The 14,486-nt window shown below is 69.9% G+C and carries 11 protein-coding genes and 1 riboswitch; of the genes, 5 read left to right on the forward strand and 6 right to left on the reverse strand.

Going from position 1 to position 14,486, the window contains the following annotated elements; translation table 11 throughout:
• Positions 1 to 372 precede the first annotated feature (372 nt).
• From MQC88_RS11920 to MQC88_RS11935, 4 genes are all read right to left on the reverse strand, one after another.
• The gene (locus tag MQC88_RS11920) at positions 373 to 3,525 is read right to left on the reverse strand and encodes a multidrug efflux RND transporter permease subunit (RefSeq protein ID WP_243322369.1); all 3,153 of its coding nucleotides are present in this window, start codon (positions 3,523 to 3,525) and stop codon (positions 373 to 375) included.
• Positions 3,526 to 3,531: 6 nt separating this feature from the next.
• Positions 3,532 to 4,704, reverse strand: a complete 1,173-nt coding sequence (locus tag MQC88_RS11925; RefSeq protein ID WP_243322371.1) for an efflux RND transporter periplasmic adaptor subunit — start codon at positions 4,702 to 4,704, stop codon at positions 3,532 to 3,534.
• A 106-nt stretch (positions 4,705 to 4,810) separates the two neighbouring features.
• Entirely contained in the window at positions 4,811 to 5,509 is a 699-nt protein-coding gene (bioD, locus tag MQC88_RS11930) for a dethiobiotin synthase (RefSeq protein WP_243322374.1), read from the reverse strand.
• The gene (locus MQC88_RS11935; protein ID WP_243322377.1) at positions 5,506 to 6,228 is read right to left on the reverse strand and encodes a TMEM175 family protein; all 723 of its coding nucleotides are present in this window, start codon (positions 6,226 to 6,228) and stop codon (positions 5,506 to 5,508) included. The genes bioD and MQC88_RS11935 overlap by 4 nt, the downstream gene beginning before the upstream one ends.
• Positions 6,229 to 6,292: 64 nt before the next feature.
• Between MQC88_RS11935 and MQC88_RS11940 the strand changes: the two genes are divergently transcribed.
• The 3 genes from MQC88_RS11940 to btuB all read left to right on the forward strand — a co-directional run bounded on the left by MQC88_RS11940 (position 6,293) and on the right by btuB (position 9,501).
• Entirely contained in the window at positions 6,293 to 6,781 is a 489-nt protein-coding gene (locus MQC88_RS11940; protein ID WP_243322378.1) for a GAF domain-containing protein, read from the forward strand.
• Positions 6,778 to 7,149: a TfoX/Sxy family protein gene (locus MQC88_RS11945; protein ID WP_315857104.1), complete on the forward strand. Its 372-nt coding sequence runs from the start codon at positions 6,778 to 6,780 to the stop codon at positions 7,147 to 7,149. The genes MQC88_RS11940 and MQC88_RS11945 overlap by 4 nt, the downstream gene beginning before the upstream one ends.
• 30 nt (positions 7,150 to 7,179) lie before the next feature.
• Positions 7,180 to 7,487, forward strand: a riboswitch (cobalamin riboswitch).
• A gap of 136 nt (positions 7,488 to 7,623) precedes the next feature.
• The gene (btuB, locus tag MQC88_RS11950; RefSeq protein ID WP_243322380.1) at positions 7,624 to 9,501 is read left to right on the forward strand and encodes a TonB-dependent vitamin B12 receptor; all 1,878 of its coding nucleotides are present in this window, start codon (positions 7,624 to 7,626) and stop codon (positions 9,499 to 9,501) included.
• A gap of 697 nt (positions 9,502 to 10,198) precedes the next feature.
• Here the strand turns inward: btuB and lptG are convergent.
• On the reverse strand, positions 10,199 to 11,302 hold the full coding sequence (gene lptG / locus MQC88_RS11955) for an LPS export ABC transporter permease LptG (protein WP_243322382.1): 1,104 nt from the start codon (positions 11,300 to 11,302) through the stop codon (positions 10,199 to 10,201).
• Positions 11,299 to 12,381, reverse strand: coding sequence for an LPS export ABC transporter permease LptF (lptF, locus tag MQC88_RS11960; protein ID WP_243322383.1), 1,083 nt, complete (start codon positions 12,379 to 12,381; stop codon positions 11,299 to 11,301). The genes lptG and lptF overlap by 4 nt, the downstream gene beginning before the upstream one ends.
• A 181-nt stretch (positions 12,382 to 12,562) precedes the next feature.
• On the opposite strand from lptF, the gene MQC88_RS11965 reads away from it, so the two are divergent.
• Together MQC88_RS11965 and MQC88_RS11970 are read left to right on the forward strand one after the other, a co-directional pair.
• Complete coding sequence (locus tag MQC88_RS11965) at positions 12,563 to 14,062, forward strand: leucyl aminopeptidase (RefSeq protein WP_243322386.1); 1,500 nt, start codon at positions 12,563 to 12,565, stop codon at positions 14,060 to 14,062.
• Complete coding sequence (locus tag MQC88_RS11970; protein ID WP_243322388.1) at positions 14,052 to 14,471, forward strand: DNA polymerase III subunit chi; 420 nt, start codon at positions 14,052 to 14,054, stop codon at positions 14,469 to 14,471. The genes MQC88_RS11965 and MQC88_RS11970 overlap by 11 nt, the downstream gene beginning before the upstream one ends.
• The last annotated feature ends 15 nt before the right edge of the window (positions 14,472 to 14,486 follow it).

Consider the following 14,486-nt stretch of genomic DNA (forward strand, 5'->3'; position numbering starts at 1 on the left):
GCGCCGGATGCGGATATCCGTCGGGCGCCGGATGCGGACGCCTTTGGGTGCGAATGTCCCCCGGCCTGCGGCCTCCTCCTTGATTTCGCACCCAAAGGCGTCCGCATCCCGCGCTGCGAGTTGCGGAGTGACTCACAAGACAAAGCAGAGCTACGCTCTTCTGCAAGCCTGCGATCCGACGTGCCGGCGTGGCCCATCAGGTCGCGGCGAAGGGCCGGCGGTTGCACCGGGGCCCGTCAAATCGCAGCGATCGCATGGACAACCCGGTACGAGTCGTCCCCGGCAATCGTTCCCTCGCGCAATCGAGCGGCTCGCGCCTGCGGCCTTCCCCGGCGCGCCTTCGAGCGCCGGGGAATTCAACGGCCGCGATGCCTAGCCCGCCGGTTGCCCAGGCTCTTCAACGGCCGGCGCGACGTCGAGCTTGTCGCCGAGCATGCGCCGCACCACCACGTAGAACACCGGGATCAGCAGCAGCCCCAGGAAGGTCGCGAACAGCATGCCGCCGATCACGCCGGTGCCGATCGCGTGGCGCGCATTGGCGCCGGCGCCCGAGGAAATCGCCAGCGGGGTGACGCCGAGGATGAAGGCCAGCGAGGTCATCAGGATCGGCCGGAAGCGCAGCTTGGCCGCCTCGATCACGCCCTCGCGCAGCGTCCTGCCGTGCGCGCGCTCGGCCAGCGCGAACTCGATGATCAGGATCGCGTTCTTCGCCGCCAGGCCGATCACCGTGATCAGGCCGATCTTGAAGAAGATGTCGTTGGGCAGGCCGCGCAGCATGGTGAACACCACCGCGCCGAGCACGCCCAGCGGCACCACCAGCAGCACCGAGACCGGCACCGACCAGCTTTCGTACAACGCGGCCAGGCACAGGAACACCACCAGGATCGACAGCGCCATCAGCGCCGGCGCCTGGTTGCCGGAGAGGATTTCCTGGAACGACTGCCCGGTCCAGTCGTAGCCGAAGCCTTCCGGCAGGTCGTCCTCGACGATCTGCTGCATCGCGTCCATCGCCTCGCCCGAGCTGTGCCCCGGCGCCTGCGAACCGACCACTTCCACCGCCGCGTAACCGTTGTAGCGGGTCAGCGACGGCGGCGCGACCATCCAGCGCGCGTCCACCAGATTCGACAACGGCACCATCTGCGACGTACCGGTGCGCGCATCGACCGCTGTCGGGCTGGGCGTGTAGAAATGCGCCAGCGATTCCGGGCCGTTGCGGAAGCCGGTGTCGGCCTGCATGGTCACGCGCTTGACGCGGCCGGCATCGACGAAGTCGTTGACGTACACCGGCGCCAGCATCAACTGGATCGCGCGGTAGATGTCGCCCACCGACAAGCCCATCGCCTGCGCCTGGGTGCGGTCGACCTCGAGCTTGAGCTGCGGCGCGTCGGCCAGCGTGTTCGGGCGCACCGCGGTCAGCGCCGGGTTCTGCGACGCCTTGCCGAGCAGCTGCCCGAGCGCCTGGTCCAACGCCTCGCGGCCCTTGCCGCCGCGATCCTGCAGGTACATGTCGAAGCCGCCGAACGCGCCCAGGCCGTTCACCGTGGGCAGGTTGATCACGAAGATCTGCGCGTCGCGGATCCCGTACAGCGCCATGTTCGCGTTCTGGATGAACTCGGTGGCCGTGACCTTGCGCTCCTCCCAGGGCTTGAGCTTGACGAAGGCCATGCCCACGTTCTCGCCCTGGCCGACGAAGCTGAAGCCGGCGACCTGCATCATGCCTTCGTAACCGTCCTGCTTCTCCAGCGTGCCGCGCACCTGTTCGAACACCGTCTTGGTGCGCTCCAGCGTGGCGCCGGGCGGCAGCTGCACGATCGCCAGCGCGTAGCCCTGGTCTTCCTCGGGCAGGAAGCTGCCGGGCAGGCGCGTGAACAGGAATCCGCCCAGCACCGCCAGCAGCGCGAACGCGATCATCCAACGCGGCGCGTGCGTGACCGCGTGCGCGATGTGGCGCCCGTAATTGCCGCTGACCTTGCCGTAGATGCGGTTGAAGCCGCGGAAGATGGCGTTCTCGCGGTGGTGGTCTTCGGTCGGCCTGAGCAGCGTCGCGCACAGCGCCGGGGTGAAGCCGAGCGCGAGGAACGCCGAGAACGCCATCGCCAGCGCGATCGTGATCGCGAACTGCTTGTAGATCTCGCCGGCGCTGCCGCCCTGGAACGCGCTGGGCACGAACACCGCCGCCAGCACCACCGTGATCGCGACCACCGCGCCGCTGATCTGCTTCATCGCCTTGATCGTCGCGTCCTTCGGCGACAGCTTCTCCTCGGTCATGATCCGTTCGACGTTCTCGATCACCACGATCGCGTCGTCGACCACGATACCGATCGCCAGCACCACGCCGAACAGCGTCAGCTGGTTGATGGTGAAATCGAACAGCCACAGGCCCAGGAACGTGCCCAGCAGCGCGATCGGGATCACCAGCGTCGGGATCAGCGTCGCGCGGAAGTTCTGCAGGAACAGCAGGATCACCAGGAACACCAGCACGAAGGCCTCGGCCAGCGTCTTCAGCACCTCGACGATCGAGACCTGCACGAAAGTGGAGCTGTCGTAGGGCGCGAACCAGGTCACGCCCTGCGGGAAGGTCGACTGCAGTTCCTGCATGCGCCCGCGCACCGCTTCGGCCACGCCGAGTGCGTTGGCGCCTGGCGCCAGCTGCACCGCGAAGCCGGCCGCGGGGGCGCCGCTCCAGCGCAGGTCGAAACCGTACGCCGACGCGCCCTTCTCCACCCGCGCCACGTCCTTCAGGCGCACCGCGCTGCCGTCCGGATTGGCGCGCAGGATGATGTTGCCGAATTGTTCGGCCGTGTTGAAGCGGCCTTCCGCGGTCACCGTCGCGGTGAACGCGGTGCCCGCCGGCGACGGTTCGGATCCGACCTTGCCGGCCGCGAACTGCACGTTCTGCCCGCGCACGGCATTGAGCGCGTCGCTGGCCGACAGCCCGAATGCGCGCAGCTTGTCGGGATTGAGCCAGATGTTCATGGCGTACTCGCCGCCGAACAGCTGGGTGTTGCCGACGCCGGGCAGGCGCGCGACCTGGTCGAGCACGCGCGCGGCGATCAGGTCCGACAGCGCGTTCTTGTCGTAGGCCGGGTTGTCCGAGCGCAGCGCCACCACCATCAGGAAGCCGGAGTTGGCCTTGGCCACCACCACGCCCTGCTGGGTGACTTCGCTGGGCAGGCGCGGGGTCGCCAGCGCGACCTTGTTCTGCACCTGCACCTGGGCAATGTCCGGATCGGTGCCGGGACGGAAGGTCAGGGTGATCGAGGCGCCGCCGCTGGCGCTGGACGAGGAGCTGAAGTACTCCAGGTTGTCGATGCCGGTGAGCTGCTGCTCGATCACCTGGGTAACCGCGCCTTCGGTGGTCTCGGCGCTGGCGCCCGGATAACTGGCGCTGACCGTCACCTGCGGCGGCGCGATGTTGGGATACGACTCCACGCCCAGGCTGCGGATCGCCAGCAGGCCGCTGAGCACGATCAGGATCGCGATCACCCACGCGAACACCGGGTGGTTGATGAAGAAGCGCGACATGGCCGCTCAGCCCTGGGCCGGGACGGGCGCGGCGGCGGCCTGCGGCGGTGCCTGCCCGGGCGCCGGCATCGGCGCGGCCTTGGCCGGCTGCCCCGGGATCGCGCGCTGCAAGCCGGAAACGATGACCTGGTCGCCCTCTGCAACCCCTTCGTGCAGCACCCAGTCGGCACCCTGTGCGCGCTCCGTGGCGATGTCCTTGCGCGCGACCTTGCCGTCCTTGCCGACCACCAGCACGTAGGCGCTCTTGGCGTCGCGCTGGACCGCGGCCTGCGGCACCAGGAACGCATCGCGCTCCTCGCCCAGCACCGCCTTCAGGGTCACGAAGGTGCCGGGCAGCAGCACGCCGTCGGGGTTGTCGACGCGCGCGCGCAGCGACACCGCGCCGGTGGCCGGATCGACCACGTCGCCGGAGAAATCCAGCGTGCCGGGATGCGGGTAAGGCGTGCCGTCGGGCAGCAGCACCTGCACGTTCGCGTCCGCGCGCGCCGCGCCCAGCGCGCGCACCTGCGCCAGTTCGCCCACGCTCATGGAGAAATCGATGTACATCGGATCGAGCTGGTCGACCGTGGTCAGCAGGGTCGGCTCGCCCTGCCCGACCAGCGCGCCCTCGGTCACCTGCTGCTTGCCGGCGCGGCCGCTGATCGGCGCGCGCACGGTGGCGTAGCCGAGGTTGATGTCGGCCGCCTGCACCGCGGCGCGCGCGGCCTGCACCGCGGCGAGGCTGCTGCGCTCGGCGGCGATGGCGTTGTCGTAGTCGGAGCGGGAAATGAATTTGCCGTCGATCAGCCCGCGCGCGCGTTCGGCGAAGGCGCGCGCATTGGCGGCGCTGGCCTGGGCCTGCGCCAGCGCGCCGCGGGCCTGCGCCGCGGCGGCCTGCAAGGGCGCCGGGTCGATCCGGAACAGCACCTGGCCCTTGCGTACGTCGCTGCCTTCCTCGTACAGGCGGCGCTGCAGCACGCCCGGCACGCGGGCGCGGACGTCGGCGCTGCGGAACGCCGACAGGCGCCCGACCAGGTCCTTGCCGATCGGCACCGTGGCCGGGTGCATCACCACCACGCCGACTTCCGGCGGCGGCATCGCCCCGCCCGGGGGGCCACCCGCGGCGGCCTGATCCTTGGAACAGCCGGCGGCCGCGAACAGCGTGGCCGACAGGGCGAGCACTACCAGGGGACGACGCATGCGCATACCTCGAGCGAGGGATTCCTGAACTCCGCAGTCTAGCATTGGCCGATTCCGGCAAACGTGCCGGAAGTCGTGTTGCGCCGGCGCGCGCGCCGTGCACCGCTCACGCAAGCAGACGCAATCCCGGCGCCAGTGCGGGCACCAGCGCGGCCGGGTCGGGGGCCGCCTGCCACGGCAGCCAGCCCAGGCAGGGCGCCGCCAGCCGCGCCGACAGCAGTGCGCGGTTTTCGTCGATCCGGTCCATCGCCGGGTCGATGCCGGTGCCGATCCAGCCGGCCAGCCGGCAGCCGTCGGCCTGGATCGCGCGCGCGCTCAGGTAGGCGTGGTTGAGGCAGCCCAGGCGCAGGCCGACCACCAGCACCACCGGCAGGTCCAACGCCCGCGCCAGGTCGGCCTGCATCAGGTCGGTGGCCAGCGGCGCCATCCAGCCGCCCACTCCTTCGACGACGACCACGTCGGCCTGCGCCGCCAATCGCGCATGCGCGGCCAGCAACGGCGCCAGCGCGACCGTGACCCCGGCACCGCGCGCCGCCAGTTCCGGCGCCAGCGGCAACGGCAACGCGTAGGGATTGACGTCGTCGTAGGCTGGTCGCGGCGCGCTGGCCGCCTGCAAGGCCAGCGCATCCTCGTTGCGCAGGCCCTCGGGCGTGGCGTCGCTGCCGCTGGCCAGGGGTTTCATGCCCACTGCGCGCAAACCGCGCGCGCGCAGCGCATGCAACAGCGTGCAACTGGCCAGGGTCTTGCCGACACCGGTGTCGGTGCCGGTGACGAACACGCCGCGCGGGAACGGATGGGCACTCATGCCTCCGCTTCGGCTTCCGCACGGCGCCGCGCGCGGGTCACGGCCAGGCCGGTCAACGCCATCAGGCCGTAGGCAAAGCCGGACATCCCCGCCAGGAACGGCTTGTCGAGCAACTCGGTGACCGCAATCACCAGCATCGACAGCGCGCCGGTGGCCGGGATCATCCATTGCCCGGCGATCGCGCCACGCAGGTGCAGCCGCTCCTCGCGACTGAGGCCGAGCGCGTCGCGTTGCCGCCAGGCGTGCCGGTACAGCGCCACCATGACGAAACCCAGCGTGGTCCAGGCGATGGCGTAGGCCAGGAACAGCAACTGCAGGTCGCGGCCGCCGTGGATGGCAATGCCGGCAGGCAGCCAGCCGCCGCTGATCGCGCCGAAAAAGGAAGTGAAGATGATCCGCAACGGGTACACGTACACCAGTACCAGGAACACCAACAGCAGGCTCAGCAACACGCTGCGGCCATCGTCCAGGCCATAGCGCCGGCTCCAGTCCGCATGCGACCACCACAGCATCGCCAGCAGCGCGAAGCTGGCGGCGAACGCCGGTACGCCCTTGAGCGCTTCGACCAGCGCCTGGGCACTGTCGGGCACGGTATTGAACGAGATCACCAGCAGGGTAACGGCGAACGCGAAGGCGGCATCGACGAATGCCTCGATGCGCGTGACTTCGCGACCGCGTTCCTTGCCGGTGCCCGACTGCGGGACGGGGGCAGTGGCCATGGGGGAATGGTAATCCCGCCGCGGCGTCGCCGCTGCGCCGCAGTGGCGGGGCTACAATCGGCCGATGACCTTCCATGCCATCGCCCTGTCCGGCAGCAAGCCGGAGCAATACGCGCAACTGCTGGCCCAGGCGCGCGCGCTGATGCACGGCGAACGCGACCGGATCGCAAATGCCGCCAACCTGTCGGCGCTGCTGTGGCACGCGCTGCCCGGCCTCAACTGGTGCGGCTTCTACCTGTTCGACGGCACCGAGCTGGTGGTCGGCCCGTTCCAGGGCCTGCCGGCCTGCATCCGCATCCCGCTGGACAAGGGCGTGTGCGGGGCCGCGGCGAGCACGCGCCAGACGCAGCGGGTCGACGATGTGTCCGCTTTCCCGGGCCATATCGCCTGCGATTCGGCGTCGCGCTCGGAACTGGTGGTGCCGCTGCATACCGATGACGGCGCCCTGGTCGGGGTGCTCGACCTGGATAGTCCGGAACCGGGGCGTTTCGACGTTGAAGACCAGCGAGGCCTCGAGGCGATTGCCCGGGCGTTCCTGGATACCCTGGCATGACCGAACCCAAATTGCGCAACATCGGCCCGAAATCCGCGGCATGGCTGCGCCAGGTGGGACTGCGTTCGCGCGAGGAGCTGGCCGCGGCCGGCACCGTCGACGCCTTCATGCGGGTAAAGCGCGCCGGCTTCAAACCCAGCCTCAACCTGCTGTACGCGCTGGAAGGCGCGCTGCTCGACTGCCACTGGCAGGACGTGCCGGATGCGCGACGCAGCGAACTGGTCGCCGCCGCCGAAGCCGCGATCGCGCTGCTGCCACCGCCGCGCGGGCGCCCGGCCGCCGGCCCGGTGACGTTGACGATGATGGCGCACGAGGATCCGGTCCCGGCACACGCGGACAACGACGAGCCGGATCACGCGCAGAACTGAAACGTTTTGCGCGTGCCTGCGTGCTGGCATAGACTGCACGCGCTTCGAGGTGACCCGGCGGCGTCCTGCCCACGGGTTGAAACGGGAAGCCGGTGACGACGCAGCGGAAGTTCCGCCCGCGCATCCAGTCCGGCACTGCCCCCGCAACGGTAAGCGAGACAAGGCCACGGCATCCGCCACTGTGCGACGCGCACGGGAAGGCGCCGCGGCCGGTGGTAAAGGGGTCAGAGTCATTTACGCCCGGTTTGCGCCATTAGCGGAAATTCCGCTGCGTAAATGACTCTGACCCCTTTACCCCACTCGCCAGTCCGGAGACCGGCCCCGGAGCAGACTGGTTGCGACGCGGAGGGCGTTGCGGCGGCGATGCCGGCGCGCGCGTCCGTTGCCTGCCCGGCCCTCGCTTCCGCCTCTCCCCTGCGCACGCAACTCCCGCCAACTCAGCGCGCGCGGGTGTGCGCGATGGAGACTTCCTGCATGCAACTGCAATTGCGACAGCTTTCGCTGGCCGTGGCATTGGCCCTCGGCGTTTCAGCCGAGGCATCGGCACAGGCCGATCACGACCCGACCACCGACCTCGACCAGGTCGTGGTCACCGCCACCCGAACCGCAACCACCGTCGACCAGTCGCTTGCGGCGGTCGAGGTGATCGACCGCGAACAGATCCAGCGCAGCCAGGCGCGCTCGCTGCAGGAACTGCTGCGCGGCCGCGCCGGCATCAACCTCGGCAACCAGGGCGGGATCGGCAAGGTGTCCACGCTGTTCCTGCGCGGCACCGAATCCGACCACACGCTGTTCCTGGTCGACGGCGTGCGCATCGGCTCGGCGACCTCGGGGCTGGCGTCGCTGCAGGACCTGCCGCTGGAACTCATCGAACGCGTCGAGATCGTGCGCGGGCCGCGTTCGAGCCTGTACGGCAGCGAGGCGATCGGCGGCGTGGTCCAGGTGTTCACCCGCGGCGGGCGCGACGGCGTGCATCCGCGCCTGCGCCTGGGCGCCGGCAGCCACGGCCTGCGCGAAGCCGGGGCCGGCGTCGACATCGGCGGCGCGCGCGGCTGGTTCGGCATCGACTACACGCACCAGTCCAGCGACGGCATCAATGCCTGCCGCGGCATCGGCGCACCGCTCTACGCCGGCTGCGGCATGGACCATCCCGACCCGGACCGCGACGGTTACGAGAACAACGCGCTCTCGCTGCGCGGCGGCATCCGCTTCAGCAATGCGCTGAGCGCCGACGTGCATGCCTTGCGCGGCGAAGGCCACAACGCCTACGACGCGGACCCGGCCTGGGGCCTGCCCGACAATTCCGACACCACGCAACAGGTCGTCGGCGGCAAGCTGCGCTACGCGCCCGGCCAACGCTTCGCACTGCAACTGGTGGCCGGGCGCAACCTCGATGCGTCCGACAACTACTTCGGCCACGCCTTCAGCGACCGCTTCCAGAGCACCCGCGACAGCGCCACGCTGCAGGGCGACCTCACCCTGGCCGCCGGCCAGCAGCTGACCCTGGGCGCCGACTGGGCGCGCGACCGCGCCGACGTCGCCGGGCCGTTCGCGACCTTCGATGCCGCGCGCGGCAACCGCGCCGGTTTCGCGCAATACCAGGGCCGCTTCGGCCGCCACGACCTGCAGCTGGCGCTGCGCCACGACGACAACGAACAGTTCGGCGGACACGGCACCGGCAGCCTCGCTTGGGGGATGGACGCCGGCCACGGCCTGCGTGTCACCGCCAGCGTCGGCAGCGCGTTCAAGGCGCCGACCTTCAACGAGCTGTACTACCCGTTCTTCGGCAATCCCAACCTGCGCCCTGAAACCTCGCGCAGCGCCGAACTGGGCGTCGCCCGACGACGCGATGCCTGGCACTGGCAGTTCAACGCATTCCAGACCGCGATCGACGACCTGATCGTGTACGACCCCAAGCGGTTCCAGGCCAACAACATCGACCGTGCCCGCATCCGCGGCGCCGAACTCAGCGCGGGCACCACGCTCGCGGGCTGGGAGTTGTCGGCGCAGGCCAGCCTGCTGGATCCGCGCAACCACAGCAACGCCAATGACGGCAAGCTGCTGCCGCGACGCGCGCGCCAGGCCGCGCGCCTGGATGCGGACCGGCGCTTCGGCGACTGGCGCGTCGGCGCCAGCTGGATGGCCGAAGGCGCGCGTTACGACGACGTCGGCAACGCGCTGCGCGTGGGCGGCTACGCCACCATGGACCTGCGCGCGGAACTCGCCTTCGCCCGCGACTGGACGCTGCAGGCCAGCGTGCACAACGCCTTCGACCGCAACTACGAAACCGCCGCCTACTACAACCAGCCCGGCCGCGAGTTCGGCCTGACCCTGCGCTGGGCGCCGCAATAAGGTTCCGAAGCAGCAGCGCATGGATGCCAAAGGCCCGGCATTGCCGGGCCTTTTTTATGGTTCTGCGCCTGATCGAGGGGAAAGCGCTGCGTCCGCGGGATCGCCGGGCATCGGGTACGGACAATCGCCGGGGCCTGGGGAATGCGAGCATTTGTCGGGACCTGGGGACTGTGAGCATTCGTCGGGACCTGGGGACTGTGAGCATTCGTCGGGACTTGGGACTGTGAGCATTCGTCGTGCGCCGGATGCGGACGCCTTTGGGTGCGAATGTCCCCGGCCTGCGGCCTCCTCCTTTATTTCGCACCCAAAGGCGACCGCATCCCGCGTTGCGAGTTGCGGAGTGACTCACAAGAGACAGCAGAGCAACGCTCTTCTTAAGGCCCGCGATCCGACGTCCCGGCGTGGCCGCCAGCCCTTCGGGGCGAAATCAAGGAGGAGGCCGCAGGCCGGAGGACATTCGCCCCGAAGGGCCGGCGGCCACGCCGGGGCCCCTCAGATCGCGCCGAAGGACTGGCGATCACGCCGGGGCCCGTCAGGTCGCGACGGCGCGATCAGAAGAACAAGAAAGTAACCCTGCGCCGAATCGGGCGAACAACTCGGTTGCGTTCTGCAGACACCGGCTTGACCGGCGCTGTCGCGCCCGGACCAAAAACCCAGGGTGGCTCGCCGACAAACGCGCCCGCAAACGCGCGCCGCCTCACCCGCTGCGCCGACGGAACAGCACCGCCGAGATTCCCAGCATCAGCACCGGCGGCACCAGGTAGGCGACGCGGAAATCGAACTTGAAGACGCCGGCCATGCGTACGAACTGCGTCTGCAGGATCCAGAACCCGAGCGCGAACACGATGCCGATGAACAGGCGCTTGCCGAGGCCGCCGCTGCGCAGGGTGCCGAACGCGAACGGGATCGCGGCCAGGCACAGCGCCAGCACGTTGAACGGGTAGAACCAGCGGCCCCAGTACGGTTCTTCGTATTCGCTGGCATCCAGGCCGTTGCGCTGGCGGTACTGGATGCTGCTGCGCAGCGCCGCCGACGTCAGCCCCGACGGCCGCGCCACGCTCGCCGCGAGCGCCGTGTCGTCGAGCCTGGACTCCCAGCGCTCCTCCATCGCCTCGGTCTGCGTCACCGACTTGGCTTCGAACCAAGTGCGCTTGACGTTGTGCATCAGCCAGCCGCCGGGACGGTGTTCGGCGGTGGCGGCGCGCGCGATCGATTCCAGCCGTCCGTCGTCGTCGAACTCGTACAGGTGCACGTCCTGCAGCTCAAGCCAGCGCTCGCCGTCCTTGCTGCGCTCCTGTCCGCCACCGGCGTTGAGGAAGGTATTGCCTTCGCGCGCCCACAACCCGGAATACTTGGCCACGATCATGTCCGGCGACTTGGCCGAGGCCTTGAGCGCGTCGGCGCGGCGCTGGCCCCAGGGCGCGAGGGTTTCGCCGTTGACCACCATCAGCGCGGTCAGCACCGCCAGGCTCATCGCCACTGCCAGGCCCAGGCGCCGCCGCGAGAGGCCGAGCGCACGCAGCGCGGTCAGTTCCGATGTTGCCGCCAGCTGCCCCAGCCCCATCAACGAACCGATCACCGCCGCGGTCGGGAACAGGAAGTAGGCGCGCTTGGGCACCGTGTAGGCGACATAGGCCAGGGCCGTGGAAAAACGGTAGCCGCCCGTGCCGATGTCGTCGATCTCCGACATCAGCCCGCCGACCAGGCAGTCCAGGCCCACCAGCACCGCCCAGGTCAGCAGCACCGTGCCGAACAGCACGCGGCCGACGTACAGGTCGTGGATCTTGGGGAACGGCTTCATCGCCACGGCCCGGCGCGGCGCACGCGGCCGTCGTCGAAGTACATCCACGCGGCCAGTGCCAGCAGCGGCAGCACCAGCCACCACAGCCCCGCCGCCAGCGGCAGCTTGCCGCTGCCCAGCCAGTCGGTGCCGAGCATGGTCAGGTTCATGCCGATGAGGTAGGCGAGGAAGCCGATCAGGATGCGCCCGTAGCGCGCCTGCCTCGGCGAACTGCGCGCCAGCGGCACCGCAAGCAGCGCGAACGCCAGCGCCAGCAACGGCGGCGCGATCCGGTAATGCAGCTGCGCGGTGGCTTCGCGCCGCGGATCGCGCAGCAGCGCCGGCGTGGACATCGCCTGCGGATCCTTGCCGTCGGCTTGGCTGCGGCCATTGTCCGGCAGCAGCAGGTCGTTGCTGCCGTAGCGCATCAGGCGGAAGTCGCGCCCGGTCTCGCGCGGCCCTTCGACCCTGAAACCGTCCTCCAGCCGCAGGTAGCGCTGGCTGCCATCGATGCTCATCGCGCCGCTGCGGGCGGTGGTCACGTCGAGCCGGTCGCCTGCCTGCTTGTAGACGAAGATCCGGCTCATGTGGGTGCCATCGTTGGACATCGAGCCGACGTAGACCACGCCGCCGCCGCCCGGCAGTTCGGTGAAGCGCCCCGGTTCCAGCCCGGCGATCAGCAGGCTGCGGTTGCCTTCGGCGATCAGCGCCGCCGAGGTCGCCTTGGCCCAAGGCCCCAGCCACAGCGAGACCAGCGCGATCACCGCCACCATCGGCAGCACCAGCAGCAGCAGCGGCTTGAGCAGCCGCCGCGGGCCGACCCCGATCGAGGCCAGGATCGGCATCTCGGCGTCACGGTACATCCGCCCGACCGCGAGCAGCAGGCCCAGCATCAGCCCCAGCGGCAGGATCAGCGGCAGGTAGCGGATCGTCTGCAGCCCCAGGTGCGACAGCATCATCCCCGCCGGTACCCGGCCACTGGCGATCTGCCCCAGCACGCTGGCGAACAGGCCGCCGAGGCTGACCATCATCAGCACCACCAGCGCGGCGAAGGTGGCCTGGGCGAATTCGCGCAGCAGGTAGCGGTCAAGCTGTTGCATCGGGCTCCGGCTTCGGCATCGGCGGGGGTTGCTTTAGACTTCCGGGTTCGTTCCGCGGCCATGACTGCACCACGATGGCCCGGTCGCGCGCCCTGCCTGGCGCTTGCCGCCATGCCCATGCGGGCGCGACCGGCGGACGATTGTACGGAAAACCATTCGCCTCACTGCCGGAATCTGTTGCATGACCCTCGAATTCAGCCTGAACCACGACGCCCCCGCCACCGTTGCCAGCGACTGCGTCGTGGTAGGCGCCTATGCCGACGCCACCCTCACGCCGGCTGGGCAGGCGCTCGACGCCGCCAGCGGCGGCCGCCTCAAGGCCTTGCTGGCGCGCGGCGACCTCAGCGGCAAGACCGGCAAGACCGCGCTGTTGCATGACCTGCCAGGCGTCACCGCGCCGCGGGTGCTGGTGGTCGGGCTCGGCGAGCCGGGCAAGTACGGCGTGCCGCAATACCTCAAGGCGGTGGGCGACGCCGCGCGCGCGCTCAAGACCGGGCCGGTGGCCTCGGCCCTGTTCACGCTGTCGGAAACCACGGTCGCCGGCCGCGACGCCGCCTGGAACATCCGCCAGGCCGCGATCGCCGCCGACCACGCCTGCTACCGCTACACCGCTACCCTCGGCGCCAAGAACAAGAAGCGCGACGAGACCGGGCTGAAGGCGCTCGCGATCCACTCGACCGGCACCGGCGGCAGCAACGCGAACGCGCTGGCGCAGGGCCAGGCGATCGCCGCCGGCGTCGCCTTCGCGCGCGAACTCGGCAACCTGCCGCCGAACGTCTGCAATCCCGCGTACGTCGCGCAGCAGGGCCGCGAGTTCGCCTCGCGCGTCGGCGGCAAGGTCTCGTGCGAGGTGCTCGACCGGGCGCAGATGCAGGCGCTGGGGATGGGCTCGCTGCTCGCCGTCGCCCAGGGCTCGGCCAACGAGCCGCAGCTGGTGGTGATGAAGTACGACGGCGCCGGCAACGACGCCAAGCCCTACGTGCTGGTCGGCAAGGGCATCACCTTCGACACCGGCGGCATCAACCTCAAGACCCAGGGCGGGATCGAGGAGATGAAGTACGACATGTGCGGCGCGGCCACGGTGCTGGGCACCTTCGTCGCCGCGGTCGGCATGCAGCTGCCGGTCAACCTGGTGTGCATCGCGGCGGCAGTGGAGAACATGCCCGACGGCAACAGTTACCGCCCCTCCGACGTGCTGACCAGCATGTCCGGCAAGACCATCGAGGTCGGCAACACCGACGCCGAGGGCCGCCTGATCCTGTGCGACGCGCTGACCTACGCGCAGCGCTTCGAACCGGTCGCGCTGCTCGACGTGGCCACGCTCACCGGCGCCTGCGTGGTGGCGCTGGGCAAGTACGCCACCGGCCTGATGGGCAAGCACGACGACCTGGCGGCGGAACTGCTTGCCGCCGGCGAGGCCACCTTCGACCGCGCCTGGCGCCTGCCGCTGTGGGACGAATACCAGGGCATGCTCGATTCGCAGTTCGCCGACGTCTACAACATCGGCGGTCGCTGGGCCGGCGCGATCACCGCCGGCTGCTTCCTGGCGCGCTTCACCGAGGGCCAGCGCTGGGCGCACCTGGACATCGCCGGGGTGGCCAATGGCGACGGCAAGATGGGCATGGCCACCGGGCGGCCGGTCGGGATGCTGTCGCAGTGGCTGCTGGACCGTGCGGGCTGACTTCTACCTGATCGCCAAGCCGCGCTTCCGCGAGGAACCGCTGCGCCTGGTGTGCGAACTGGCGCGCAAGGCGCACGACAGCGGCCAGCCCACCCTGGTGCTGGCGCGCGACCGCGCGCAGGCCGAGGCGCTGGACGACCTGCTGTGGGCCTTCGACGACGATGCCTACGTGCCGCACCAGATCGCCGGCGACGAGGAGGACGAGCTCGCCCCGGTGCTGATCGTGCCGCCGGAGATGGACGTGCCGCTGCGGCCGCTGCTGATCAACCTGCGCGACGCCGCGGTCGAAGGCGATTTCGAGCGCGTGCTGGAAGTGGTGCCCGCCGACGATGCCGCGCGCGGCCCGCTGCGCGCGCGCTGGACGCAATACAAGGCGCGCGGCCTCCAGGTCAGCAAGCACGACATGTAATGCCCTCGACCGAGC

Origin of the sequence: Cognatiluteimonas sedimenti (assembly GCF_022808325.1) — a bacterium.
GTDB classification, from domain to species: domain Bacteria; phylum Pseudomonadota; class Gammaproteobacteria; order Xanthomonadales; family Xanthomonadaceae; genus Cognatiluteimonas; species Cognatiluteimonas sedimenti.